We start from the raw sequence: 25,525 nt of genomic DNA, 5'->3' as shown, positions 1-25,525 counted from the left end.
CCCACAAAGCACGGCGCAACCTGAGAGATTCTGACATCCGATATGCCTGAAAATTATCGCTACTCCTTACCTGTAAAAGCTGGCGATCAGCGCCAGCTTGGTGAACTCACCGGCTCTGCGTGCGCGACTGAAGTTGCCGAAATCATAGAGCGCCATAATGGCCCGGTGGTGTTGATCGCCCCTGATATGCAGAATGCGCTGCGTCTGCATGACGAAATCAGCCAGTTTACGGAAAGCATGGTGATGAATCTTGCCGACTGGGAAACCCTGCCTTACGACAGTTTCTCGCCGCATCAGGAAATCATCTCTTCACGTTTATCAACACTGTATCAGCTGCCAACCATGCAGCGCGGCGTGTTAATCCTGCCGGTGAATACTCTGATGCAACGCGTGTGTCCGCACAGCTATTTACACGGACACGCGTTAGTGATGAAGAAAGGCCAGCGTTTGTCGCGTGATAACCTACGCAGCCAGCTGGAACAAGCCGGTTATCGCAGCGTTGATCAGGTCATGGAGCACGGTGAATTTGCGACCCGTGGCGCATTGTTGGATTTGTATCCGATGGGCAGCGACCAGCCCTATCGCATCGACTTTTTCGATGATGAAATCGACAGCCTGCGCGTATTTGACGTTGATACGCAGCGCACGCTCGAAGAAGTCGACGCCATTAACCTGCTTCCTGCGCACGAATTCCCGACCGATAAAACAGCCATCGAACTGTTCCGCAGCCAGTGGCGCGACAAGTTTGATGTGAAGCGCGAGCCTGAGCATATTTACCAGCAGGTCAGCAAAGGCATGCTCCCGGCGGGGATTGAATACTGGCAGCCGCTGTTCTTCAGCGAACCATTACCGCCACTTTTTAGCTATTTCCCAAAAAATACGCTGCTGATTAATACCGGTGATATCGAAACCAACGCCGAGCGTTTCTGGCAGGATACGTTTGCCCGTTTCGAGAATCGTGGCGTTGACCCAATGCGCCCGCTGCTCCCGCCAGAAAGCCTGTGGTTACGCGTTGACGAACTGTTCAGCGAACTCAAAAACTGGCCGCGCATTCAGCTCAAAACAGAATCGTTAGCCGACAAAGCTGCATTTACCAACCTGGGTTATCACGCCCTACCCGATCTATCCGTTCAGGCGCAACAAAAAGCGCCGCTCGATAACCTGCGAAAATTCCTTGAATCTTTCGATGGCCCCGTGGTCTTTTCCGTCGAAAGTGAAGGCCGCCGTGAAGCATTAGGCGAACTGTTAGCGCGAATTAAAGTTGCCCCGAAACGTATTTATCGGCTCGATGAAGTCGCCGATAAAGGCCGTTATTTAATGCTGGGTTCCAGCGAACACGGTTTTATCGACACGCTGCGCAACCGGGCGTTAATTTGTGAAAGTGACCTGCTGGGCGAGCGCGTCAGCCGCCGCCGTCAGGATAGCCGTCGCACCATTAACCCGGATACGTTGATTCGCAACCTGGCCGAGTTGCATACCGGGCAGCCTGTTGTGCACCTGGAGCATGGCGTCGGGCGTTATGCCGGCCTCACCACTCTTGAAGCGGGCGGCATTACAGCTGAATACCTGATGCTGACGTACGCAGGGGACGCCAAACTTTATGTCCCGGTTTCGTCGCTCCATTTAATTAGCCGTTATGCGGGCGGTGCCGAAGAAAATGCACCATTGCATAAGCTTGGCAGCGATGCCTGGTCGCGCGCGCGTCAAAAAGCGGCTGAGAAAGTGCGCGATGTGGCGGCAGAACTGCTGGATATTTACGCCCAACGTGCAGCCAAACAAGGCTTCGCCTTCAAGCATGACCGTGAACAGTACCAAATGTTCTGCGATGCTTTCCCGTTTGAGACCACGCCGGACCAGGCTCAGGCCATCAACGCGGTATTAAGCGACATGTGCCAGCCATTGGCCATGGATCGCCTGGTGTGTGGCGATGTCGGCTTTGGTAAAACCGAAGTTGCGATGCGTGCCGCATTCCTGGCGGTGGAAAACAACAAACAAGTTGCGGTACTCGTGCCAACGACACTGCTGGCCCAACAGCATCTCGACAACTTCCGCGACCGTTTTGCTAACTGGCCGGTGCGTATCGAAATGCTGTCGCGTTTTCGTACCGCTAAAGAGCAAGCACAAATTCTGGAAGAGGCGCGTGAAGGGAAAGTCGACATTCTTATCGGCACCCACAAGCTGCTACAAAATGATGTGAAGATGAAAGATCTCGGCCTGCTGATTGTCGATGAAGAGCACCGCTTTGGGGTGCGCCACAAAGAGCGTATCAAGGCGATGCGCGCCGATGTGGATATCCTGACGCTGACCGCCACCCCGATTCCGCGCACCTTGAATATGGCGATGAGCGGAATGCGCGATTTGTCGATTATCGCCACTCCGCCGGCCCGCCGCCTGGCAGTGAAAACCTTCGTGCGTGAATACGACAGCCTTGTGGTTCGCGAAGCCATCCTGCGTGAAGTGTTGCGTGGCGGCCAGGTTTACTATCTTTACAACGATGTCGAAAACATCCAGAAAGCGGCAGACAAACTCGCGGAATTGGTTCCGGAAGCACGTATCACCATCGGCCACGGCCAAATGCGCGAGCGTGAGCTGGAACGGGTGATGAATGATTTCCACCACCAGCGTTTTAACGTACTGGTGTGCACCACGATTATCGAAACCGGTATTGATATTCCGACAGCCAACACCATCATCATTGAACGCGCAGACCATTTCGGCCTCGCGCAGCTGCACCAGCTCCGAGGCCGCGTTGGGCGTTCCCACCACCAGGCTTATGCGTGGCTGCTAACGCCTCACCCGAAAGCCATGACCACCGATGCGCAAAAGCGCCTCGAAGCTATCGCTTCTCTCGAAGATTTAGGGGCGGGTTTTGCGCTGGCAACGCACGATCTGGAAATCCGAGGTGCTGGCGAATTGCTCGGTGAAGGCCAGAGCGGCTCAATGGAAACGATCGGTTTTTCTCTGTATATGGAAATGCTGGAAAACGCGGTCGATGCGCTCAAAGAAGGTCGCGAGCCATCGCTTGAAGATTTGACCAGCAGCCAGACCGAAGTCGAATTGCGCATGCCTGCCCTACTGCCAGATGATTTTATCCCGGATGTGAACACGCGCCTGTCATTCTACAAGCGGATTGCCAGCGCCAAAACGGCGCATGAGCTTGACGAGCTGAAAGTCGAACTGATTGACCGCTTTGGCTTGCTACCCGATCCGGCGCGTAATCTGTTAGATATCGCGGCATTGCGTCAGCAGGCTCAGAAACTGGGTGTGCGTAAAATCGAAGGCAATGAAAAAGGTGGAGTGATTGAGTTTGCCGAGAAGAATAATGTTAATCCGGTTTGGCTGATTGGCTTATTGCAAAAGCAACCGCAGCATTACCGCCTGGATGGGCCTACGCGTCTAAAATTTATTGAAGATCTGGCTGACCGCAAAGCGCGAATGGAATGGGTGCGTAACTTTATGCATCAGTTAGCCCAGAACGCAGCGGCTTAAGTCGCACCTTAATTTGCTTAACGTGCCTTAGTTTCCCCTAAGGCACTTTTGTAACATTTACACATTCTTTTCAAATCACCAGGGTTTCCCTACATCTTCCCCCGCCATAATTCGCGATTAACTTTTTAACAACATTAACCTTAATAATAATGAGGTTTTGCTTAATGCAGTCGTCGCGATTTTTCTCTTTACCTGTACGTTGGTTGGCATCGCTGATGCTGGTCAGCGCAAGCCTTGCCGCTTTCCCGGCAAGCGCTAATTCCTACCCTCTGCCGCCAGAAGGCAGTCGCCTTATCGGTCAGAACTTTTTCCATGTGGTCGAGGATAACGGCGGCTCGCTTGAAGCCATCGCCAAAAAATACAATGTCGGCTTCCTTGCCCTGCTTCAGGCAAATCCAGGTGTTGACCCGTATGTCCCACGCGCAGGTAGCGTGCTGACTATTCCGCGCCAGATGCTATTGCCAGATGCGCCGCGTCAGGGGCTGGTAATGAATCTTGCCGAACTACGTGTTTATTACTATCCCGCAGGGAAAAATAGCGTAACCGTTTACCCGATTGGCATTGGCCAACTCGGTGGCGACACCGTGACACCAACTATGGTCACCAGCGTTTCAGATAAACGCGCCAACCCGACCTGGACGCCAACGGCCAATATTCGCGCTCGCTACCTGGCGAACGGAATCAAACTTCCGGCGGTCGTCCCTGCCGGGCCGGAAAACCCAATGGGCCACCATGCCATCCGCCTTGCAGCCTATGGTGGCGTTTATCTGCTGCACGGAACAAATGCGGACTTTGGGATTGGAATGCGCGTGAGCTCTGGCTGTATTCGACTGCGTGATGACGATATTAAAGCGTTGTACAAAGAGATGCCTGTTGGTACGCCAGTGCGCATCATCAACACCGCGATTAAAACCTCAGTGGAGCCCGATGGCAGGCGTTTAGTTGAAGTTCATCAGCCTTTGTCTAAACACATTGATGACGATCCGAAAGTGCTTCCGATTGTGTTAACGGAGCAGATGAAACAGTTCCAGTCTGCACCGGAAACAGATGCTAACGTCATGGAGCAAGCCATGCAGCACCGCTCCGGGATGCCGATTGAAGTGAACGCGTACGGTATTGCCAGCAACGAGATTTAACTGTTTTGAAATGCAAAAAGGCCCTGTTTTTTAACAGGGCCTTTTTTTATGAAACTGATTTACCGTGAATCTTATTTATAAATTACCGCAGTACCGTGCAACGTATTCGGGCCAGTGACGGAAGTAATGCGGAATGAACTTGCGCCCATTTCTTCAGCTTTCTGAGCCAGTTGGTCTTCCAGAGAACCCAGGTTAGTCCCAGCGGTTGCAGTGATAGTGCCTACTTTCTGCTGGCCTGCTGGCGTTGCCTGAACTTCAACAGCCGCGAAGCTTGCAAAAGAGATTGAGCTAAGAACAACAGCAGCGATAAGAGTTTTTACGTTTTTCATGATTTTTGACCTTAAGCAGATGATTTGTAAGCCCGTTAAATTTATTTACTTAACGTTCGATAAGTAAATAATAAACGTGATCCGCGTCACACGTCAAATTATTTTTATAACGACCGTTAATTATTTTATTAATAACTTATTTTTCATATAGATAGCCATGATTTATTTTTGGATAAACTAGCACTAGAACCCATGAGATATTATTTTTATAATGATCGTTCATAAAATAGAAAAGGTTAAAACGGCTAATTATGTCTACCGACACCTGCGATACCAAAAAAAGCCGTGGCCGACCAAAAGTGTTCGACAAAGAATCCGCACTCGATAAGGCCATGGTTTTATTCTGGCAACACGGCTACGAAGCCACTTCAATGGCACATCTGGTTGAAGCGACAGGGGCAAAAGCCCCAACGTTATATGCCGAATTCACCAATAAAGAAGGTTTGTTCAAGGCCGTCTTAGACCGCTATCTTGCTCGTGTGACGAAACTGCGAGAGACCTGCCTGCGTTGCGACAATCGAACGCTTGAAGAGGCGCTTGAGGATTATCTTTATCTGGTGGCGAAACTGTTTACCGATAAAGAAACCCCAACGGGCTGCTTTATGATTTGTACTTCATCCGTTCTGGCAGTTTCATCGCACGATATCTCTGAAATGATCAAGGCTCGTCAGTCTCTGCTCGAAGCTACGCTGCTTAAATTCCTCGAACAGCACCAACAGAAAGGTGAAATCCCGGCCACAACCTGCGTTCAAAATTTAGCTAGATACCTGTGTTGCATTGTTCAGGGTATGTCAGTCAGCGCACGGGAAGACGCGAGCCACGAGGAATTAAAGCAGATCGTCAGCACGACACTTCGCTTGTTACCGGAGCTGAAAAAAATTTAATCCTGGGCGACACCTGCCGCCCTTTTCAGCAATAGAAAAAGGCCCTGTTATTCAACAGGGCCTTTCTTATGGAGACAGTTTTTACTTAGAGGGCACAGGCTTATTTATAAATTACCGCAGTACCGTGCAACGTATTCGGGCCAGTGACGGAAGTAATGCGGAATGAACTAGCGCCCATTGCTTCAGCTTTCTGCGCCAGTTGGTCTTCCAGAGAACCCAGGTTAGTCCCGGCGGATGCGCTGATAGTGCCTACTTTCTGCTCGCCAGCTGGGGCGGCCTGAACTTCAACAGCCGCGAAGCTTGCAAAAGAAATTGAACTAAGAACGACAGCAGCAATAAGAGTTTTTACATTTTTCATGATAGTTACCTTGGATAAACATTTATAAGGCCGTTAAATTTATTTACTTAACGTTCGATAACTAAATCATAAACGCGATCTGGATCACGCGTCAAATTAATTTTGTAATGACCGTTAATTATTTTATAAAAGCTCATATTTTCATAAGCATAGGAAATAATTATTTTTTCACTCTTCCCTATAGCTACCGCGTGATATTATTTTTATAATGATCGTTCAATAAACAGACAAAGGTTAAACGGCGCATATGTCATCTGATACGACTTGCATTAAAAAAAGCCGTGGCCGACCGAAGGTGTTTGACAGGGAAGCAGCACTCGACAAGGCCATGGCTTTGTTCTGGCAACACGGTTATGAAGCCACTTCATTGGCGCATCTGGTCGAAGCGACGGGCGCAAAAGCTCCGACGCTGTACGCAGAGTTCACCAACAAAGAAGGGTTATTCAAGGCCGTTCTGGACCGCTATATCGAACGTTTCTCGCAAATGCGTGAGAATTGCCTGTTCTGCGAAGAACGCACGCTCGAGCAAGCACTGGAAGATTATTTTTCGCTGATTGCGAAGCTCTTTACTGAGAAAGACACGCCAACAGGTTGCTTTATCATCTGTACTTCATCGGTACTGGCAGCCTCTTCGGAAGATATCGCGGCAGTGATAAAAACGCGTCAGTCGATGCAGGAAGAAACGCTGGTGCGTTTTCTGGCGAAGCGCCAGGAACAAGGCGAAATGCCTGCGACCAGTTGTATCCGTAAATTGGCTAAGTACTTGTGCTGTATTATTCAGGGGATGTCAGTGAGCGCGCGCGAAAACGCCAGCTATGAAGAGCTGATGCAAATCGTGAATACGACGATGCGGCTGATGCCAGAACTTAAAAAAATCTAATACAGGGCGGCGTTTGCCGCCCTGCTCTTTTAACGCACTCGCCCTTTACTCCAGTACGCCATAAAGTTGATTGCATCATGGTTCACGCCACATTCACCAATCAAATGGCGGCGCAGGAGTTTCACCACCGTGGATTCTGCCGCGACCCAGCCATAAAAATCATTGCTGACCGAGGTCGCTTTATCCCACAGCAGTTCACCTTCCGCTTCTTCATTAAGTGCCTCCGTCACGCCTGCTGCTTCAGGTACCTGCACATTTTCTCTGACGGATTTGAGCAGGCACTCGCCATGCGTCGCATTCACCGTTTTGCGCGCTAACCAGTGAATTTTCGCGAATCTGAACTCGCTCAAATCGACACAATCACCTTCCTCTGGCACTTCAAAAAACGCCTGAATGTGTGGAGGTTTTTCCTGAGTCGCCAGCAGTTCCAGAATACCTCGCGCTGCGGGCAATGCCGTTTCGTCGGCGATGATTAGCCCATGGCGTAAACCGCTCGGCGGAGTCCATTCGTATCCACCGCTGTCTTGAGCATATTCGGCATTAGGCGCAACGATTTGAATTTGGTCGCCAGGCTGGGAGTTAATTGCCCATGCTGATGCCGGGCCTTCCGTACCGTGGCTGACAAATTCCACAGTGACTTCCTGGCGCTCGGGATCAACCTTGCGCAAGGTATAAGTACGCACCACGGGTCGCTTTTCTCTGGGCAATTGTTGCAGCAATTGATACCACTCGCCTTGCTCCGGCAGAGCAGGAATAGAGCCATCTTCAGAGGGGAATAACATTTTGATTCGCTGATCGGGCGAGTCACATTTCATGTGCGCAACATCCGGACCGCCAAACACCAGACTCAATAGCGAAGGTGAAACTTGCGATTTATGCACTAGCTGGACATTAAACAAGCGATACCCCTGCACTCCTGCCATTTCCACTCCTTTGCCACATCAGGCCTACATCCAGAAAAAGTAAACCACATAAATCATGTGATTATTCATAAGATTAATTTAAGAAATACTATCAATTGAGATTGATAATGAGAACTGTTATCGGCAAAATTCAGTCCGTTCTTATTTCAAAATATTTTCAAATGTTAATATTTTCCATCTAAGGAATGATGATGATGCATAAAAATGCACACTGGGTGCTTAACCCGCTGCTTCTGGCGATGATGGCTCCGGCTTTTGCGCAGCAAACTTCAGAAGAAGATATTCTGGTTTCTGCGAACCGTATGCACCGTACCGTGGCAGAAATGGCGCAGACAACTTGGGTTATAGAAGGCACTGAACTCGAACAACAAATCCAGGGTGGCAAGGAGCTGAAAGATGCACTTGCACAGTTAATTCCAGGGCTTGATGTCAGTAGTCAAAGCCGCACCAACTACGGCATGAACATGCGCGGCCGCTCTATCGTGGTGTTGGTAGATGGCGTTCGTCTGAATTCTTCCCGTACCGATAGCCGCCAACTTGATTCCATCGACCCGTTCAACATCGAGCATATTGAAGTCATTTCCGGCGCGACCTCTTTATACGGCGGCGGCAGTACCGGCGGTTTGATTAACATTGTCACCAAAAAAGGCCAGCCTGATACCCAGATGGAATTTGAATCGGGCATTAAATCAGGCTTTAACAGCAGCAAAGATCACGATGAGCGTATCGCAGGGGCAATTTCTGGCGGCAACGAACATGCGTCCGGACGAATGTCGGTGGCCTATCAGAAGTTCGGTGGGTGGTTCGATGGCAATGGCGATCAGACTCTGCTTGATAACACGCAAACCGGCTTGCAGTATTCTGATCGTCTGGATGTGATGGGAACCGGCACGCTCAATATTGATGAAACTCAGCAATTACAGTTAGTGACGCAATATTACAAGAGCCAGGGCGATGAAGATTACGGGCTAAATCTGGGCGAGAATTTCTCGGCTGTTACCGGAAATGGTAATGCTTACGTCAGCGACCAACTCAATTCAGACCGTATTCCAGGCACCGAGCGCCATCTGATTAGCCTGCAATATTCCAACAGCGATTTCCTCGGCCAGGAGCTGGTTGGGCAGGTTTATTATCGCGATGAATCCCTGACGTTCTATCCGTTCCCGACCCTGACGCGTGGCACAGTCACCAGTTTCTCGGCCTCCCAGCAAGATACCGATCAGTACGGTGCAAAACTCGCCCTGACCAGCCAGCCCGTTGATGGCTGGCAAATTACCTACGGTGTGGATGCCGATCACGAAAGCTTTACCTCAAACCAAAAATTCTTTGATTTAGCGAAAGCGAATGCCTCAGGTGGGTTGAATAACCAAAGCATTTACACCACCGGGCGTTACCCAGGCTACAGCATTACTAATTTCGCGCCATTCATGCAAACGAGCTATGACATCACCGACATGTTTACGCTAAGCGGCGGCGTCCGTTACCAGTGGACCGAAAACAAAGTTGATGATTTTGTTGGCTTTACTCAGCAGCAAGGTATTGCAAATGGTATCGCTCAATCAGCGGATTCTATCCCTGGCGGCACTACTGATTACGACAATGCATTGTTCAATGCTGGCGTGTTAATGCACATCACCGAGCGCCAGCAAGCGTGGTTTAACTTCTCGCAAGGCGTCGAATTACCTGACCCAGGCAAATATTACGGTAACGGGACTTACCGCCTGGTCAACGGCCATTACCAGCTGGTGAACAGTGTGAACGTTGCACAGTCAAAACTTCAGGGGATCAAGGTCGATTCGTATGAGTTAGGCTGGCGCTACTCGGGCGATAGCCTGCGCACTCAGGTTGCGGCTTACTACTCACTGTCTGACAAGTCTATCTCCATCAACCGTGCAGATATGACCATCAATGTTGAAGATGACAAACGCCGTATTTACGGCGTTGAAGGTGCCGTGGATTACTTTATTCCAGACTCAGACTGGAGCACCGGTGTTAACTTCAACGTGCTGAAATCCGAAACCAAAGTAGATGGAAAATGGCAGAAATGGGACGTGATTTATGCCAGCCCGTCGAAAGCCACGGCATATGTGGGCTGGGCGCCAGAACCATGGAGCCTGCGTGTCCAGAGCCAGCAGACCTTTGATTTAACCGATGCCAGCGACAATAAAATCAACGGTTACAACACCGTCGACTTTATCGGTAGCTACGCTCTGCCACTGGGTAAGCTGAGCTTCAGCATCGAAAACTTGCTGGATAAAGACTACACCACCGTGTGGGGTCAGCGCGCGCCTCTACTCTACAGCCCAACTTACGGCAGCCCATCGCTGTACGAATACAAAGGTCGTGGACGCACTTACGGCGTGAATTACTCTCTGCAATTCTAAGTTCCCCACAGCAGGCTGGCTAAAAACCAGCCTGCTTTTTACTCTCATACACAAAATCCTTCTCGACCAAAATCCAGTAGTCATTTAAAACATAGGGACTCTAATGATAGGTACGGCTTATATTTGGTAGGATTAGCTTATGTTGGCAGGTTTAATCGGTTTAGGTTCAGTCATCGAAACAGCATATCTCCCGGCACTACGCCGCCTCTCTCTGCCCTTGCTCGAATGTTACGGCTTTGATGCTGACCCCGCGCGTCAGATTGACGGGATTAACCGTTGTGATTCCCTGGACGCACTGCTGGCAATGCCGCTTGATCTGGTGCTAATCACGACTTCTTCTTTGCATCACCTTCCCGTTCTGGAGCGCGTGTTGCAAAGTGACGTGCCTGCTATTGTGGTAGAAAAACCCGTCGCTGCCACGCTTGCGCAACTTGAGACACTTAAAACTCTGCTCGCGAAGCCGCAAAATGCCGCCCGTGTTCTGGCTTTGGATCACTGGATGGTTCGTACTCAAGCCTGCGATCACATTCACAACATCAATGAAATAAAGTGTATCGAAGGTTTTTTACTGGAGCCAAGTGGTTTTAATGCCGCGGGTGAGCCTGCTGCCCTCAACTTTGCCACGGGTGAAGCAGACACTCGCCAGTTGCGTCACCCTGACGGCGTAATTGTGGATATTGGCACTCATACTCTTGCCATGATGCGTGAAACTGTTCATCAGTTAGGTGGCAATGACCAGCTCACCGTTGAACTCAACTACGCACGCGATCGCCTTGGGAACGCGATTGCAGTGGGTGATTTCACTACAGCGGAAGGTGAAGCGCTGTTAACCGGGACTCTCAGTGGTATTCCTTTTACGCTCCATCTCAACAAATATGCCGGGCCTGCTGGCGGGCAAAAAGGGATGCGGATTCATCTTCATGACGGACAAAGGATCAATATCGATCGTGAGGGAGTGAATGAGGTAGTGGAGCGGATCTCTGAACAGAGAAGCGAACGCAGTACCCTCGCCGGGCCGCTTTACGACCGTTGTTTACATGATGTAGTTTTTGGCGAGCAAAGGCTGTTTTTGCGCACGCCTGGCGAAATTCCCGCCTACACTCAGCGCCGCATAGCAGAAGTTACTGCGCTGCTGGAACTGCAGCAGCAGTTACGCGGTAGTCATTGAGCAAAAGCCCATCTCATAAGATGGGCTTTGATTTATAACCATTAGATTTTATTCAAAACTAGCTGGCCATTATTATCCAGTGGGATCTGCGTGCCAGGGTCTTTATCCATACGGATTTTGCCCTGCTGGTCGCCAATGCGGTACGTCACGTCGTAACCCAGCATTTTTTCTGACTTGTCGTAGACGGTTTTACATTTCTGCTGCGTGGTGGTGTAGGTGTCGCGGTCTTGCATCGCACCTTGAACCTGATTACCCGCGTAACCCCCGCCCAGAGCACCGGCTACCGTCGCCACATCTTTACCACGCCCGCCACCAAACTGATGGCCAATCACGCCACCTGCAACGGCACCTAACGCTGAACCGAGAATACGGTTTTCATCCTGAACCGGACGACGATGTGTCACCGCGACGTTACGGCATTCCTGACGTGGTGTTTTTACCGTTTCCTTGATAGGTGTCGCTGACACCACCTGTGCGTACTGAGGGCCACGGTCAAAAACATTCATGCTGGCAACCGCCGCCACACCCAGTGCTGCGGCCACACCGATACCTATACCCGCTAACATTGATTTATTCACAGGACATCCTCCTGACTGTGCAATTGCTTACAATTTTGCAACCAGAGGGCGTATAAGACAAATCAGACAACGGATGAAAAGTGCGGATTCATAGGCTGAAACTATGTGTTTGAGAGAAGTCCTAAGCATGAAATGTTCATTTATGGATTTTTATGCTGAAACGTCAAATAAAAAACCCGGCACGCTGGCCGGGTTTAATAGTCAATACTGAACTGAGATTAGTGCAGTTTTAAACGCGGACGAATCACGCGGTTGATACTGCCCACCAGCATCATCAGGCCGGTTTTGAAATAACCATGAAGCGCGACCTGGTGCATACGGTACAGGGAGATATAAACGAAACGCGCCATACGCCCTTCTACCATCATCGAACCACGCATCAGGTTGCCCATCAGGCTACCGACGGTTGAGAACTTAGACAGCGAAACCAGAGAACCGTGATCTTTGTAAACATAAGATTTCAGCGGTTTATCTTTCATTTGCGCAAGAATATTGGTCAGCACCAAAGATGCCATCTGGTGTGCAGCCTGTGCACGAGGTGGCACAAAGCCGCCTTCAGGACGTGCGCAAGAAGCACAGTCACCAATGGCGTAAATATCAGGGTCGCGCGTGGTTTGCAGCGTAGGCTCGGTCACTAACTGGTTAATACGGTTAGTTTCCAGTCCGCCGATATCTTTCATAAAGTCTGGCGCTTTGATACCTGCTGCCCAAACCATCAGATCCGCTGCGATATATTCGCCGTCTTTAGTATTCAGGCCGCCCGCATCAGCAGAAGTCACCATGGTTTGCGTCAGAACACGCACGCCCAGTTTGGTCAGCTCGCTGTGCGCTGCCGCTGAAATACGCGGAGGCAATGCAGGCAGAATACGTTCGCCCGCTTCAACCAGCGTCACGTTCAGCGCTTCGTTAGTCAGCCCTTTATAGCCGTAGCTGTGCAGCTGTTTCACTGCGTTGTGCAGTTCAGCGGACAACTCCACACCTGTCGCCCCGCCACCCACGATAGCAATATTCACTTTGCCGCTGGCGCCCAGGTTTGCAGAATACTTAAGGAACAGATTCAGCATCTCAGAGTGGAAACGACGCGCCTGATGCGGGTTATCGAGGAAGATGCAATTATCTTTCACGCCCGGCGTGTTGAAGTCGTTGGAAGTACTGCCCAGCGCCATCACCAGGGTGTCGTAAGGGATCTTACGCTCGGGAACCAACAGCTCGCCTTTGTCGTCACGAAGTTCTGACAGCGTCAACGTTTTGCTTTCGCGGTTAATATCAACCACTGAACCAAGCTGGAACTGGAAATGATGATTACGGGCATGAGCCAGGTAGCTCAGTGCATCCACACCTTCATCCAGTGAACCGGTTGCCACTTCGTGCAGCAGTGGTTTCCATAAATGGCTGTGGTTACGGTCGATAAGCGTAATCTTCGCTTTCTTACCACGACCCAGTTTTTTACCTAACTGAGTGGCCAGTTCAAGTCCGCCAGCACCACCACCGACAATGACAATCTTTCTTAATGGCGTAGTCAAAGTGACCCCCTTAAAATATTAACCAATTGTTAATTAAAGGTTATGTAAATAGCATTTAATTAACAACAAGTTACCTAAACAAACTCACTAATGTGACCAAAGAATAACATGGATGGTGTATTGGTCATACCAAAATTGATATGCATCAAATTTTTATGCCGAAAAGATAAACAAAAAGGGCCAGCACATGGCTGACCCTTTCAAAAACCGACGCTTCCGACCTATTTAGCCCAGCGTTTTGAAGGCTTTTATTCTCTGCAAATGTGGCGAGATATTTTTGAATTTATGGGTCTGTTCCTGATCCCATACAATTTCATAGTAATGATGCAATAGCTCTGCGGCACGGGCATTGTCCAGCGCCTCGTCATTGCGAGACAAAATAGCCAGACAACGATCGCGGTTTTTCTCGCGGAAATTCTGCACACACTTGGTCGAGATATCGGTGTATTCCTCAGGACGATCGATTTTCCCTTCCATGTTCTCTTGCGGGAACAAATTCGGGTTAAAGATCACCTGGCGAATATCACACAGGAAACCGATACGTTCTGCCCAAAAACCGCCCAGCCCAACGCCGCAAATCAGCGGACGCTCATCGGCACTGAGTTGCAGCATCTTGTCGACTTCTTTAAGCAGATGCTGCATGTCGTGTTTCGGATGCCGCGTGCTGTAACTGATAAGCCGCACGTCCGGGTCGATAAACTGGAGTTGCAGCACCTTTTCATGGTTACCGGGACTGTTGGAGTCGAAACCGTGTAAATAGATAATCATTGCATCCTCACCACACGAATTCAGGCCATTCGGCCCGAGAGTTAAAGACCCGCCTTGTGGGCTTGCCACTGCTCATGCAGCGCCTCAAGTTGCTGGTTTGCTTCCTTCCAGCGCGCTGATGACCTCAGCTCCTGACGGGTAAATGAACCTTTATGATACAAACCTGTAACACGTTCTGCTTTGACCGGCGACAGGTTATCTAACACGCTAACCGCGCCATTACGATTATTGCAGACAAGGATCATATCGCAACCTGCATCCAGTGATGCCTGCCCACGTTCAGCGTAACTGCCCATAATCGCCGCACCTTCCATCGATAAATCGTCAGAGAAGATAACGCCATTAAAGCCAAGTTCGCCACGCAAAACGGTTTTCAGCCAATGCGGGGAACCGCTGGCCGGACGCGGGTCAACATCGGTGTAGATAACATGCGCGGGCATGATGGCATCGAGTTTGTTATCGGTAATCAGTGTACGGAAAATCTGCATATCGTGTTCACGAATCAACGCTTCATCACGCGGGTCGCGAGGGGTTTCTTTGTGCGAATCGGCGGTGACGGCACCGTGACCAGGGAAATGCTTACCGGTCGTTTTCATGCCAGCCGCATGCATACCGTCGATAAAACGGGTTGCCATCGCCAACGCTTTTCGCGGATCTTCATGGTACGAACGCTCGCCAATGGCAGCGCTAATATGGCCAATGTCCAAAACGGGTGCGAAACTGATGTCGATATCCATCGCAATCATTTCACTCGCCATCAACCAGCCTGCTTCCTCAGCTAGTTTACCGCCCTTCTCCAGACCGTGAATGGCAGCAAAAGATTGCGCGGCAGGAAGAAGCGTAAAGCCTTCACGGAAACGCTGAACGCGACCGCCTTCCTGGTCAACGGCCACCACCAGACGATTGCGCGAGGCTTCGCGGATTTGGCGCACCAGTTCACGCAATTGCTCGGGGTCGTGATAGTTGCGGGTAAACAGAATCAGCCCACCGACCAGCGGGTGTTTCAGAATTTCGCGCTCTTCGGCATCCAGCTCAAAGCCTGCCACATCTAACATTACCGGACCCACATCTACCTCTCTTAATTAGTTCTTTTCCCGCAGTTGGCTCCAGGCCTCATCTGCAAGAGTTATAAATGTTCTGTCTTGTGTTTGCCGCCAGCGGCATTCGTACCACGATGCCATCAGCATCATTACCCATGGCCGCCATCGTGCTGCCTGCCGGGTTAATGTTTCCAGCGGAATATGGCTCCATTGTGCATAGGCGCGTATCAGTGAATCATCACAGATATTATTGGCCGCCATTGTTGCCGCAAGTTCCAGCGCAACATCGCCATCACCCGCATATTCCCAGTCAATGAGTTTAAGCCCCTGCGGTTGGAGCACAAGGTTCCCGGCATGAACATCCATATGCAGTGGTGCCAGGCGCAGCGGCTTAGGTTCGCCTTGCCGCTTCATCTTTTTAAGCAACCGCAACCAGCTCACACGTTTGCGCTCAGGGGCAGCCATTAACCAGTAGTGTTCAAGCAACGGCAACAGACTGATTCGCCAGCCAAAACAGTTTTGTTGATGTAAATCATACAGCAAGGCACTGAGCGATTGCAGTGAGGGAAGTTGGGATTTTACCTCGCCAGTTTGCCATTCGACGATTAACCAACCGTCAGCCAGACAAACGGGCCGCGGCGCGATGCGCTGAGGCATTCGGTTCAGCGCGCGAAAGTGCCGTGAGAGCGAAACGCCCGGCTGCGGAGACGCAAGCTGGTGACGAGCGACGTACTCGCGCCCTCCCGCGTTGAAATGCACGCTGCCACCACTCAATCCTTCGAGCGCAGAAAAGCAACCGGCGGCCTGAGCCGCCGGAAGATATTGAGTAATCACACTTTGCAGCGTGACGTTATTGGGTCTGTTGTACCGCACCGTTTCCTGACCAAATAATTTCACCCGTCTGTACCAGCATCAACTGCATTTTCAGTGTTGGAGCATTCACATTACCGCTGGCATTGCTGTAAAGCACATATTGAGCGCCGACTTTACGGGCAATACCAATCGCTTTACTGCGCGAACCCAGGCTGTCTTGTGGCGATAATCCCAGTTCCTGTTTTGCTATTGAAAGTTGTTGAGCAGAAACAAGGGTGAATTTAGCGTTGTTCGCCAATGCGCCGCGTAAAGCTTCTGTCGCTTTGCTGGTTTGCAGCGAGCCATTGGTGTGATTGTTTACACTGTCCACCAGCAGTACGCCGCCTGCGGTAACGCCATCGGCTTGCAGCATTTTGCCCACCATCGGCTGCATGGCGCTGCCCCAGTCGTAAGTACGGACTTTTGGCGTTGCAGGAATGGTCGGCTTTGGTTGCTCAATCGGCCCTGGTTGAGTCGGTACTGTTGGCACCGTTGGGACGGTTGGCACCGGTTCGACCGGCTGCTGTGGACCCGGTTTAACTTCTTCCACTGGAGCAGGAGTTTCACCACGGTTAATACACCCGGATAAAATCATCGCCGCAGCGAGGATAACCAGATATCGATGGATTCCCTTAATCAAAATTCACCCCTTATAAAGAGAGATAAAGACGGACTTTACGTGCGTCTGGATAACTGGCTATAGATGACACCGAAACGCTGGATTTCGCAGGCAGCGTTATCGTGCGCGGTTGTTCCAGAGGATGAATCTCCAACCCCTTCGCGTCATACCAATAAAAACGATAGTTGATAATGACCGGCTTCGACTGCTCATTATATAACTGACTGCGTGAAACAGTGGCGCCGTTGTCATTTGAAATTTCAGGACTTTCAGCACTGATACCCGCTGCCAACACCGACGCTTCCATCACCAGTGTTTGTCTGTCGTTGACAGGAATGGCCGGTTTGGAGCTACATCCCACCATCAGCACAAGGGGAAGAAGCATTAACAGCGGGTTAGTTTTCATTAAATTATCCTTTATGCGCCAGCATTGGCCCAAGTACGCGGCCACCGAGAAGGTGCATATGTATGTGGTAAACCTCTTGCCCGCCGTGACGATTACAATTCATGATCAGACGATAACCGTCTTCGGCAATCCCTTCCTGCTCTGCAATTTTAGCTGCAACCGTTAACATGCGCCCTAAAGCCAGCTCATGTTCTGCGGTGACATCATTTACCGTTGGGATCAGGATATTAGGAATAATAAGGATGTGGGTAGGTGCCTGCGGCGAGATATCCCGGAATGCAGTCACTAGATCATCTTGATAAACGATATCTGCCGGAATTTCGCGGCGGATAATTTTGCTGAAAATTGTTTCTTCGGCCATGACGTTACCTTTATTTATTCATTGTGTGACGGGCATAACGTAAGAGTATGAGCGAGTTACTCACTCTCTTTCAACCATAAGCCAGTAATTCTTTATCACACTTCAGGTCACGAACCTGCCTTACACACCGTAAATCCCTCTTCAATACAGGTTTAAAACAACATTTCATTTGCAGGGTAACAAATGTTTACACGATTCATATGAATGCGTATATTTCTCATTTGCATTTTCATTCATATGTTATATGCGAAAAACGCTGTACTCCGTGACCGGATTCCACTGGCACAGGGACACAACTTCCAACATCCATTAAGGGTTTATGATGTCTTTCACTACTTCTACCAGGGATGGTCGGCTCGCCCCCGCCAGTACAATCTCTCTTCTTGCATCCTGTATCGCTTTCGCACTGATGCCCTCTGCTGCTTTCGCGGCGGAGAAAAAAAGCGAAGATACACTGATAGTAGAAAGCACGCAGGCGAACGCCAGCGATGCTGAAGATGCGCAGGATTACAGTGTCAAAACCACCACCAGCGGCACAAAAATGTTGTTGGTTCCACGAGATATTCCTCAATCCGTCAGCATTATCAGTGAACAGCGGATGAAGGATCAGAAGCTGGAATCCCTGGGCGATGTGCTCAATAACACTGTGGGGATCAGCGAGACTTACGCTGATTCTGACCGCGCGACTTATTACGCACGCGGTTTCGCCATTGATAACTTTATGGTGGATGGTATTCCGACACTGTTCGAGTCCAACTGGAATCTCGGCGATGCGCTTTCTGATACTGCAATCTATGAACGCATTGAAGTGGTGCGTGGCGCAAACGGCCTGACCACAGGCTCGGGCAACCCTTCAGCTGCCATCAATATGGTGCGTAAACACGCCGACAGCCGTGAATTCACCACCAGCGTTTCTGCTGAATACGGCAGCTGGGACAAACAGCGCTACGTCGCAGATTTGTCCACCCCTTTGACCGACAACGGCAATATTCGTGGTCGAATGGTCGCGGGTTATCAGGACAACGACAGTTGGGTTGACCGCTATAACCAGAAGAAGAAATTCTTCTATGGTGTTGTGGATGCGGACCTGACCGACGCGACCAGCTTATCTGTTGGCTATGACTACCAGGAAACCAACGTCAATAATCCAACCTGGGGCGGTATTCCGCGTTGGTACACCGATGGTAGCAAAACCAATCCAGACCGTAGCTACAGCACCGCACCTGACTGGGCCTACAACGACAAAGAAACGAAGCGTACTTTTGCCACCATCAAACAAATGCTGGGCTATGACTGGCAACTGACAGTCAATGCGACACATACGGAAACGACGCTGGATAGCCAACAACTTTATCTTGATGGTCTGGTCGATAAATCCACCGGCATGTTGGTTAGCCCGTATGGCCCGTCATATCCTTACGTTGGAGGCACGGGTTACAACACCGGGAAGCGTAAAGTCGATGCGTTAGATACCTTTGCCAATGGTTCATATGAGCTGTTTGGTCGCCAGCATGAACTGATGTTCGGCACCAGCTATTCGCGCCAGAACAATACCTATTACAGCTCGTGGGCCAATATCAGCGACACCGAACTTGGCAATTACAACAACTACAATGGTGACTTCCCTGAAACTGACTGGAGCCCATTAAGCCTCGCGCAGAAAGATACGATTCATCAAAAATCGGCCTACCTGGCGACGCGCGTGACCCTTGCCGATCCGCTACACGTTATTCTTGGGGCGCGTTACACCAAGTACAATCTTGATACGCTTAACCAGAAGCTGGAGAAAAATAATACCTCTCCGTATGCGGGCATCGTCTTTGATATCAATGACACCTGGTCCACTTACGCAAGTTACACCTCGGTGTTTAAGCCGCAGACTCAGCGCGATAGCGAGCAGAAATATCTGTCGCCAATTACCGGCAATAACTACGAAGCGGGTTTAAAAGCTGACTGGATGAGTGGCCGTTTGACGACATCTTTGGCCGCCTTCCGCATCGAACAAGATCATCTGGCGCAATCCACCGGTCTGGTTATTCCTGGCACCAATGGCGAAACAGCTTATCGTGAAGCTGACGGCACGGTGAGCCGTGGGGTCGAATTTGAAGTGAATGGCGCTCTGACTGATAACTGGCAGATGTCGTTTGGCGCAACGCGTTATGTTGCTGAGGATAGCGATGGCAATGCGGTTAACCCAAATCTGCCTCGAACCAGCGTTAAGCTGTTTACCAGTTATCGTTTGCCAATGCTCCAGGCTCTTGCTGTGGGCGGTGGCGTAAACTGGCAAGACCATGTCTGGTCCGACGTTCCTGTCCCGGGTGGTACGTATCGTTCAGAGCAAGGCAGTTTCGCATTGGTTGATTTATTCGCTCGCTATAGCGTGACGAAAGCGTTCTCGGTTCAGGCGAATATCGATAACCTGTTTGATAAATCTTACGACACCAACGTTGATAGTCGTGGGATTGTCTACGGCGCGCCGCGTAACTTCTCCGTTAGCGCAAATTATACCTTCTGATTTACCCCCTGGCGGATGACGCAAGCTTATCCGCCCAACAAAACCTAAAGACGGCAATAAAAAAGGGAGGCCATTTGACTGGCCTCCCTCAGTTCTCCCCAACTACTTTTTAGCTGTTACGGATCCACTCATCCATTTCAGTTTTCAGGTTATCGGATTTAGTACCGAAGATTGCCTGAACACCTGAACCAGCCACCACTACACCTGCCGCACCCAATTTCTTCAGGCCAGCCTGGTCGACTTTAGAGATGTCGGCCACGCTAACACGCAGACGGGTAATACACGCATCCAGGTTAGTGATGTTTTCTTTGCCGCCGAACGCGCTAACCAGAGCTGGTGCCATTTCGCTTGTGGAAGTGGTAGAAGTCTCGGCAGTTGCGTCTTCACGACCTGGAGTTTTCAGGTCAAGTGCTTTGATCAGCACGCGGAACACGGTGTAGTAAATCGCTGCGTAGCACAGGCCAACGATTGGGAACAACCACAGTTTGCTGCTGTTTCCGCTCAGCACGATGAAGTCAATCAGACCGTGAGAGAATGAAGTACCGTCACGCATCCCCAGAAGGATACAGATTGGGAACGCCAGGCCTGCCAACACCGCGTGGATGATGTACAGGATTGGAGCAACGAACATGAAGGAGAACTCGATTGGCTCGGTGATACCGGTCAGGAACGAGGTCAACGCAGCGGAAATCATGATGCCGCCGACTTTTGCACGGTTCTCAGGTTTAGCTGAGTGCCAGATTGCGATAGCCGCAGCAGGCAGACCGTACATTTTGAACAGGAAGCCACCAGACAGTTTGCCCGCAGTTGGGTCACCTGCCATGTAACGTGGGATATCGCCGTGGAATACCTGGCCCGCAGCGTTGGTGTATTCACCAATCTGCATCTGGAATGGAACGTTCCAGATATGGTGCAGACCAAATGGTACCAGGCAACGCTCTACGAAACCGTAGATGCCGAATGCCACAACCGGGTTCTGGTAAGCAGCCCACTGAGAGAAGGTCTGAATAGCCGTACCGATTGGAGGCCAGATGAAGGACAGCACAACGCCCATGAAGATCGCAGCCAGACCAGAGATGATCGGCACGAAACGTTTACCCGCGAAGAAGCCCAGATATTCTGGCAGCTTGATGCGATAGAAACGGTTAAACATGTAGGCTGCAATGGCACCCGAGATGATACCGCCCAGAACACCGGTATCAGCCAGGTGTTTTGACGCGATCTCTTCCGCAGGGATATGCAGAACCAATGGCGCAACAACTGCCATGGTTTTAACCATGATGCCGTATGCAACCACAGAGGCTAATGCAGAAACGCCATCGTTATTTGTGAAGCCTAATGCAACACCGATAGCAAAAATCAGCGGCATGTTGGCGAAGACTGAACCGCCCGCTTCCGCCATAACATGAGAAACCACTGCTGGCAGCCAGCTGAAGTTTGCAGAACCGACGCCAAGCAGAATACCTGCGATTGGCAGTACGGATACTGGCAACATCAGCGATTTACCCACCTTTTGCAGGTTAGCAAATGCATTCTTAAACATAATTGAGAGTGCTCCTGAGTATTTGTGCTTTTTTTTACGCGTTATGCGCATCGGACTGGGGGGAGATCCGGTCCATAAACAGGCATCTAAGTGCCTTTTGATTTATTACGCAGAGTAAAATAAATCCATGAAAGTTTGTTTGACGGCTATCACGTTTCTCTAAAAGCCATATGAAAAACTTTCATAAATTTACAAAACGCGTTTCTGAATGTTACAAAAACGGCCTGCACCGCCCTTTTTGTGGCGGTGCACTTTACTCGCTTCGATCATTAATTACGAGCTTTAAAATAAGTCTGATTTATCAGGCAGATTGCAAGCGGGAGTCAGGAATATGAAACAACGTAGCGAAGTTTTTTGTCGTCGCAACGGCCAATTCCTCAAGTGAAACCCCTTTCAGCACCGCCATATATTCCGCCACGTCACGCGTCATTGCAGGCTGGTTTTCCTTGCCACGATGCGGCACTGGAGCAAGATAAGGTGAATCAGTTTCCACGAGTATGCGATCCAGTGGCACATAACGCGCCGCTTCCCTGAGTTGTTCAGCATTGCGGAAGGTCACAATGCCGGAAAAAGAGATATAAAAGCCCATATCGAGCAATTTTCCAGCAGTTTCTGTGTCTTCTGTAAAACAGTGTAGTACCCCACCGCAGTCTGTCACTTTCTCTTCATGCAGAATCGAGAGCGTATCGGCGCGGGCATCACGCGTGTGCACAATCACCGGTTTATTGAGTTCACGTCCAATTTGAATGTGATGACGGAATGACTCCTGCTGGCGCGCCTTGGTTTCCGGGGTATAGAAATAATCCAGCCCCGTTTCACCCATTGCGACCACGCCCGGATCGGCGGCAAGACGGCGAAGTTCTTCAACGTCATAATCTTCTGCTTGATTGAGCGGATGGACGCCACACGAATACGCCACGTTATTACGCTCGCCCACCAGTTGGCGCATATTGCGATACCCCTCAAGCGTGGTGGCAACGGCAAGGCAGAATTTCACATCGCGCGCGGCCGCTTTTTCCAGAACGTCATCAACGCTTTTATGCAGGGATTGGTAATCGAGGCCATCGAGATGGCAATGTGAGTCAACCAGGAACATACAGATACTCTTAAAGATGGAATGTAGGAAGGACTGCACCGGGCTGCATAATGCGCTCCCAGGTGAGTAATTGTTCAGTCAGCAATAATTCGCGATTCACGCCCACTACGCTGAGCAGCGATTCACGACAATTAAACCAATTATGAAGGATAGCTTGCAGCATAGCAGGTGTCGCGCTGTTAGCCAGGTTTGCCACCAGAGCGTGTTGATCATCATTTGTCAGCCAGGCTGTCGCTCCTTGCTGCCATTTTAGTGCATCAACCAGCAGCGAAGATAACCAGTGAAGTCGAACCGCGGCATCGTCGCTGTTTAAAGCAGGCAACAAAGCCAGCATGTTTTTCGTCGCACAGGATTCGCTAAGTTTGTCACACAACGCCTGCCGGTGTTTCCATGACTCCGGTTGCAGCAAAGCCAGCGCGCCTGCCGGAGCGCCGGAGCTTAAACGCAATGCCGCTCGCAATTGTGCGCTCTCCAACGTGATTTCTCGCGCAAGCCAGGCTAAAGCGAAGGTTTCATCAGGGGGGGTTAAATACCAGTAAAGGCAACGACTACGTAAGGTTGCTGGCAAACGGGCCGGTTCGCGGCAGCCGAGGAAAAACCAGGTTTTTGCTGGCGGCTCTTCGAGTGTTTTCAATAATGCGTTTGCCGCAGCTTCAGTGAGAAGCCCGGCATCTTCCAGCCAGACAACTTTTGCCCCACCCTGCTGCGCATGGCTGTAAAGCTTCTCAGTCATTTCGCGGATAGCATCAATGCCGAGGCTCGATTTACCTTTCTCCGGGGCAATGACATAGCTGTCCGGATGCGTACCTGCCTGCATCAACTGACAGCTGCGGCATTGACCGCAGCTTTTATTACCTTGCGGCGTTTGGCACATTATCCAGCGCGTGAGAGCGTAAATTAACGCGTCATCGCCCATGCCGGATAATGAATGAAGCAGTAATGCATGGTGCCCGCGACCTGACTGGTACTGACTGAGGATTTGCTCAAACGGTGCGCGTAACCATGGATACCATTTCATTACGCCAGCTCCTTAGCCCACTCAAGCACGGCGTGACGAACGGCCTGCGAAACATCTTCAAGCGATTGTGTCGCATCAATCGTACGAATACGGCTGTCGGTTGCGGCAAGTTCGAGGTAACGCGCACGGGTACGGTTAAAGAAGTCGAAAGATTCCTGTTCGATGCGATCCAGTTCTCCACGCGCACGCGCACGCTTAAGGCCAACTTCAGGTGTCACATCAAGATAAATCGTCAGATCCGGATAGAAATCGCCGAGTACGGTATTACGCAGCGCCATGAGTAATTGCTGATCGATACAACGACCGCCGCCCTGATAGGCTTGCGTCGAGAGGTCATGACGATCGCCAATCACCCATGCACCCCGCTCCAGTGCCGGTTTGATGACGGTTTCCACTAGCTGCACACGCGCAGCGTAAAACATCAACACTTCGGCTTTATCCGTCACTATCTCATCGCCGATACCTTTGTTATTCAGCGTCAGCTCGCGCAATCTTTCTGCCAGCGGAGTTCCGCCGGGTTCACGCGTGAACACCAGATCGGTGATGCCCAGCTCTTTTAAGGTCGCAACCACCACGTTATGCGCGTTAGTTTTCCCTGCTCCTTCGAGCCCTTCGATGACGATAAATTTACTGACCATTCTTGTCCTTCAACGCTTTGATATAGACCTGCACAGCCTGGTTGTGGCTGGCAAGGTTAGTATTAAATGTGTGCCCGCCTTTTCCATCTGCGACGAAATAAAGATAAGGCGTTTTCGCCGGATGCGCTGCAGCCTGTAACGACGCATCACCAGGGATGGCAATCGGGCCAGGCGGCATTCCGCTTATGACATAGGTGTTGTACGGCGTCGGGGTTTCCAGATCTTTGCGTGACAGCTTACCATTATAGCTTTCACCCATGCCGTAAATTACCGTCGGATCGGTTTGTAAGCGCATACCGATACGCAGGCGGTTAATAAACACCGAAGCGACCTGATCACGTTCTGCTGCAACCGCAGTTTCTTTCTCGATAATCGAAGCCATGGTAACTAAATCATTTTGCGTTTTGTACGGCAGACCGTCTTTTTTGCCATCCCACGCCGCTTGTACCGCTTTAACCATGCGCTCATGCGCACGTTTGAGTAGCGCAACATCCGTCGTATTCGCGGTATATAACCAGGTATCCGGGAAGAACCAGCCTTCCACCCATTCTGGATGTTCAAATTTTAAGGCTTCGGCAACCGTAGAATAGCTGTCATCTTTAAGCGTGTGCTGAATGTATGGCGCTTCGCGCAGTTGTTTCAGCCAGTCGCTCAGACGCGTCCCTTCCACAAAACGGATGGGGAATTGCGCTTCTTTACCGCTGGCTAAAAGTTTAAGCATTTCGCGCACGGTCATTTGCGGCGTAAAGCGATAAGTCCCGGCTTTGAAATTGGCGAGGTCCGGCTCAATTTTCAGCAGCCACTGGAACACGCGTGGGCGATTGAGCAGTTTTTCTTCGTACAGCTGTTTACCCAACGCCAGACGACCCGTACCCGCCTTAAGGGTGAATATGGTTTCTTGTTCAATAGTCAGATGGCTATTAGCAAGCTGGCGGACTTTGTACAAGCCAAAGCCTGCCGCCACACCTAACACCACTAACAGCAGCAGAAAGAAACGTAGCATCTTTTTCATTGTTA

At 50.5% G+C, this 25,525-nt stretch carries 23 protein-coding genes; 7 read left to right on the top strand and 16 right to left on the bottom strand.

All coding sequences use genetic code 11. The annotated features are described in order from the left end of the window. Positions 1 to 42: 42 nt before the first annotated feature. Positions 43 to 3,489: a transcription-repair coupling factor gene (mfd, locus tag M2371_RS09130; protein WP_259267499.1), complete on the top strand. Its 3,447-nt coding sequence runs from the start codon at positions 43 to 45 to the stop codon at positions 3,487 to 3,489. Between the two features lie 215 nt (positions 3,490 to 3,704). Beyond that, positions 3,705 to 4,625 carry a L,D-transpeptidase family protein gene (locus M2371_RS09125; RefSeq protein ID WP_232062611.1) on the top strand — a complete coding sequence of 307 codons (921 nt, stop codon included), beginning with the start codon at positions 3,705 to 3,707 and terminating at the stop codon, positions 4,623 to 4,625. A 71-nt stretch (positions 4,626 to 4,696) separates the two neighbouring features. Here M2371_RS09125 and bhsA (M2371_RS09120) read toward each other — a convergent pair whose 3' ends face one another. After that, complete coding sequence (gene bhsA, locus M2371_RS09120) at positions 4,697 to 4,954, bottom strand: multiple stress resistance protein BhsA (protein WP_034494661.1); 258 nt, start codon at positions 4,952 to 4,954, stop codon at positions 4,697 to 4,699. A gap of 251 nt (positions 4,955 to 5,205) precedes the next feature. On the opposite strand from bhsA (M2371_RS09120), the gene M2371_RS09115 reads away from it, so the two are divergent. Further along, entirely contained in the window at positions 5,206 to 5,838 is a 633-nt protein-coding gene (locus M2371_RS09115) for a TetR/AcrR family transcriptional regulator (protein ID WP_172894820.1), read from the top strand. A 100-nt stretch (positions 5,839 to 5,938) separates the two neighbouring features. On the opposite strand, the gene bhsA (M2371_RS09110) is transcribed toward M2371_RS09115, so the two are convergent. After that, a complete protein-coding gene (bhsA, locus tag M2371_RS09110; RefSeq protein ID WP_115629455.1) occupies positions 5,939 to 6,196 on the bottom strand; it encodes a multiple stress resistance protein BhsA in 258 nt (85 codons plus the stop codon). Positions 6,197 to 6,443: 247 nt separating this feature from the next. Here bhsA (M2371_RS09110) and M2371_RS09105 point away from each other — a divergent pair, with 247 nt between their 5' ends. Beyond that, the gene (locus M2371_RS09105) at positions 6,444 to 7,076 is read left to right on the top strand and encodes a TetR/AcrR family transcriptional regulator (RefSeq protein ID WP_034494655.1); all 633 of its coding nucleotides are present in this window, start codon (positions 6,444 to 6,446) and stop codon (positions 7,074 to 7,076) included. Positions 7,077 to 7,105: 29 nt separating this feature from the next. Here the strand turns inward: M2371_RS09105 and M2371_RS09100 are convergent, their stop codons facing one another. Continuing rightward, positions 7,106 to 7,999 (bottom strand): siderophore-interacting protein, encoded by an 894-nt coding sequence (locus M2371_RS09100; protein ID WP_172894822.1) that lies wholly within the window; start codon positions 7,997 to 7,999, stop codon positions 7,106 to 7,108. A gap of 194 nt (positions 8,000 to 8,193) precedes the next feature. Between M2371_RS09100 and iutA the strand changes: the two genes are divergently transcribed. Further along, positions 8,194 to 10,383 carry a ferric aerobactin receptor IutA gene (gene iutA, locus M2371_RS09095; RefSeq protein WP_259267709.1) on the top strand — a complete coding sequence of 730 codons (2,190 nt, stop codon included), beginning with the start codon at positions 8,194 to 8,196 and terminating at the stop codon, positions 10,381 to 10,383. Positions 10,384 to 10,522: 139 nt separating this feature from the next. Next, entirely contained in the window at positions 10,523 to 11,551 is a 1,029-nt protein-coding gene (locus M2371_RS09090) for a Gfo/Idh/MocA family oxidoreductase (RefSeq protein ID WP_259267498.1), read from the top strand. Between the two features lie 41 nt (positions 11,552 to 11,592). Here M2371_RS09090 and M2371_RS09085 read toward each other — a convergent pair whose 3' ends face one another. The 8 genes from M2371_RS09085 to hinT all read right to left on the bottom strand — a co-directional run bounded on the left by M2371_RS09085 (position 11,593) and on the right by hinT (position 17,698). Next, complete coding sequence (locus M2371_RS09085) at positions 11,593 to 12,129, bottom strand: glycine zipper 2TM domain-containing protein (RefSeq protein WP_034494640.1); 537 nt, start codon at positions 12,127 to 12,129, stop codon at positions 11,593 to 11,595. A 218-nt stretch (positions 12,130 to 12,347) separates the two neighbouring features. Next, a complete protein-coding gene (locus tag M2371_RS09080; RefSeq protein ID WP_034494638.1) occupies positions 12,348 to 13,652 on the bottom strand; it encodes an NAD(P)/FAD-dependent oxidoreductase in 1,305 nt (434 codons plus the stop codon). A gap of 225 nt (positions 13,653 to 13,877) precedes the next feature. Next, a complete protein-coding gene (gene ycfP / locus M2371_RS09075) occupies positions 13,878 to 14,420 on the bottom strand; it encodes an alpha/beta hydrolase YcfP (RefSeq protein WP_034494636.1) in 543 nt (180 codons plus the stop codon). A gap of 41 nt (positions 14,421 to 14,461) precedes the next feature. Continuing rightward, positions 14,462 to 15,487: a beta-N-acetylhexosaminidase gene (gene nagZ / locus M2371_RS09070; RefSeq protein ID WP_172894826.1), complete on the bottom strand. Its 1,026-nt coding sequence runs from the start codon at positions 15,485 to 15,487 to the stop codon at positions 14,462 to 14,464. A 15-nt stretch (positions 15,488 to 15,502) separates the two neighbouring features. Beyond that, complete coding sequence (thiK, locus tag M2371_RS09065; RefSeq protein WP_259267708.1) at positions 15,503 to 16,333, bottom strand: thiamine kinase; 831 nt, start codon at positions 16,331 to 16,333, stop codon at positions 15,503 to 15,505. Beyond that, on the bottom strand, positions 16,311 to 16,907 hold the full coding sequence (gene lpoB / locus M2371_RS09060) for a penicillin-binding protein activator LpoB (protein WP_404979388.1): 597 nt from the start codon (positions 16,905 to 16,907) through the stop codon (positions 16,311 to 16,313). Before lpoB ends, thiK begins: the two co-directional genes overlap by 23 nt. Positions 16,908 to 16,962: 55 nt before the next feature. Continuing rightward, on the bottom strand, positions 16,963 to 17,337 hold the full coding sequence (locus M2371_RS09055; protein ID WP_172894829.1) for a YcfL family protein: 375 nt from the start codon (positions 17,335 to 17,337) through the stop codon (positions 16,963 to 16,965). Positions 17,338 to 17,341: 4 nt separating this feature from the next. Then, positions 17,342 to 17,698, bottom strand: coding sequence for a purine nucleoside phosphoramidase (gene hinT / locus M2371_RS09050; RefSeq protein ID WP_115629479.1), 357 nt, complete (start codon positions 17,696 to 17,698; stop codon positions 17,342 to 17,344). 322 nt (positions 17,699 to 18,020) lie between these two features. Between hinT and fhuE the strand changes: the two genes are divergently transcribed. Continuing rightward, positions 18,021 to 20,213 (top strand): ferric-rhodotorulic acid/ferric-coprogen receptor FhuE, encoded by a 2,193-nt coding sequence (gene fhuE, locus M2371_RS09045; protein WP_259267496.1) that lies wholly within the window; start codon positions 18,021 to 18,023, stop codon positions 20,211 to 20,213. Positions 20,214 to 20,322: 109 nt separating this feature from the next. On the opposite strand, the gene ptsG is transcribed toward fhuE, so the two are convergent. The 5 genes from ptsG to yceG form a co-directional block, all read right to left on the bottom strand. Continuing rightward, positions 20,323 to 21,756, bottom strand: a complete 1,434-nt coding sequence (ptsG, locus tag M2371_RS09040) for a PTS glucose transporter subunit IIBC (protein WP_259267495.1) — start codon at positions 21,754 to 21,756, stop codon at positions 20,323 to 20,325. A gap of 301 nt (positions 21,757 to 22,057) precedes the next feature. Beyond that, complete coding sequence (locus M2371_RS09035; protein WP_259267494.1) at positions 22,058 to 22,852, bottom strand: metal-dependent hydrolase; 795 nt, start codon at positions 22,850 to 22,852, stop codon at positions 22,058 to 22,060. Between the two features lie 10 nt (positions 22,853 to 22,862). Further along, positions 22,863 to 23,870 (bottom strand): DNA polymerase III subunit delta', encoded by a 1,008-nt coding sequence (gene holB, locus M2371_RS09030; RefSeq protein ID WP_172894835.1) that lies wholly within the window; start codon positions 23,868 to 23,870, stop codon positions 22,863 to 22,865. Further along, positions 23,870 to 24,508 (bottom strand): dTMP kinase, encoded by a 639-nt coding sequence (gene tmk, locus M2371_RS09025; RefSeq protein ID WP_034494549.1) that lies wholly within the window; start codon positions 24,506 to 24,508, stop codon positions 23,870 to 23,872. The genes holB and tmk overlap by 1 nt, the downstream gene beginning before the upstream one ends. Continuing rightward, complete coding sequence (yceG, locus tag M2371_RS09020) at positions 24,498 to 25,520, bottom strand: cell division protein YceG (protein ID WP_172894837.1); 1,023 nt, start codon at positions 25,518 to 25,520, stop codon at positions 24,498 to 24,500. The genes tmk and yceG overlap by 11 nt, the downstream gene beginning before the upstream one ends. Positions 25,521 to 25,525 lie beyond the last annotated feature (5 nt).

The sequence above is a fragment of the Buttiauxella sp. BIGb0471 genome (assembly GCF_024807715.1).
GTDB lineage: Bacteria > Pseudomonadota > Gammaproteobacteria > Enterobacterales > Enterobacteriaceae > Buttiauxella > Buttiauxella agrestis.
The sequence above is the reverse complement of the archived record's forward strand: the minus strand, read 5'-3'. Positions and strand labels throughout refer to the sequence as shown.

Bases quoted from the DNA above. Each gene is read 5' to 3' on its own strand.
- mfd (WP_259267499.1), top strand. From the start codon at position 43: ATGCCTGAAAATTATCGCTACTCCTTACCTGTAAAAGCTGGCGATCAG.
- M2371_RS09125 (WP_232062611.1), top strand. From the start codon at position 3,705: ATGCTGGTCAGCGCAAGCCTTGCCGCTTTCCCGGCAAGCGCTAATTCC.
- bhsA (WP_034494661.1), bottom strand. From the start codon at position 4,954: ATGAAAAACGTAAAAACTCTTATCGCTGCTGTTGTTCTTAGCTCAATC.
- M2371_RS09115 (WP_172894820.1), top strand. From the start codon at position 5,206: ATGTCTACCGACACCTGCGATACCAAAAAAAGCCGTGGCCGACCAAAA.
- bhsA (WP_115629455.1), bottom strand. From the start codon at position 6,196: ATGAAAAATGTAAAAACTCTTATTGCTGCTGTCGTTCTTAGTTCAATT.
- M2371_RS09105 (WP_034494655.1), top strand. From the start codon at position 6,444: ATGTCATCTGATACGACTTGCATTAAAAAAAGCCGTGGCCGACCGAAG.
- M2371_RS09100 (WP_172894822.1), bottom strand. From the start codon at position 7,999: ATGGCAGGAGTGCAGGGGTATCGCTTGTTTAATGTCCAGCTAGTGCAT.
- iutA (WP_259267709.1), top strand. From the start codon at position 8,194: ATGCATAAAAATGCACACTGGGTGCTTAACCCGCTGCTTCTGGCGATG.
- M2371_RS09090 (WP_259267498.1), top strand. From the start codon at position 10,523: ATGTTGGCAGGTTTAATCGGTTTAGGTTCAGTCATCGAAACAGCATAT.
- ycfP (WP_034494636.1), bottom strand. From the start codon at position 14,420: ATGATTATCTATTTACACGGTTTCGACTCCAACAGTCCCGGTAACCAT.
- lpoB (WP_404979388.1), bottom strand. From the start codon at position 16,907: ATGATTTTATCCGGGTGTATTAACCGTGGTGAAACTCCTGCTCCAGTG.
- M2371_RS09055 (WP_172894829.1), bottom strand. From the start codon at position 17,337: ATGAAAACTAACCCGCTGTTAATGCTTCTTCCCCTTGTGCTGATGGTG.
- hinT (WP_115629479.1), bottom strand. From the start codon at position 17,698: ATGGCCGAAGAAACAATTTTCAGCAAAATTATCCGCCGCGAAATTCCG.
- fhuE (WP_259267496.1), top strand. From the start codon at position 18,021: ATGTCTTTCACTACTTCTACCAGGGATGGTCGGCTCGCCCCCGCCAGT.
- ptsG (WP_259267495.1), bottom strand. From the start codon at position 21,756: ATGTTTAAGAATGCATTTGCTAACCTGCAAAAGGTGGGTAAATCGCTG.
- M2371_RS09035 (WP_259267494.1), bottom strand. From the start codon at position 22,852: ATGTTCCTGGTTGACTCACATTGCCATCTCGATGGCCTCGATTACCAA.
- holB (WP_172894835.1), bottom strand. From the start codon at position 23,870: ATGAAATGGTATCCATGGTTACGCGCACCGTTTGAGCAAATCCTCAGT.
- tmk (WP_034494549.1), bottom strand. From the start codon at position 24,508: ATGGTCAGTAAATTTATCGTCATCGAAGGGCTCGAAGGAGCAGGGAAA.
- yceG (WP_172894837.1), bottom strand. From the start codon at position 25,520: ATGAAAAAGATGCTACGTTTCTTTCTGCTGCTGTTAGTGGTGTTAGGT.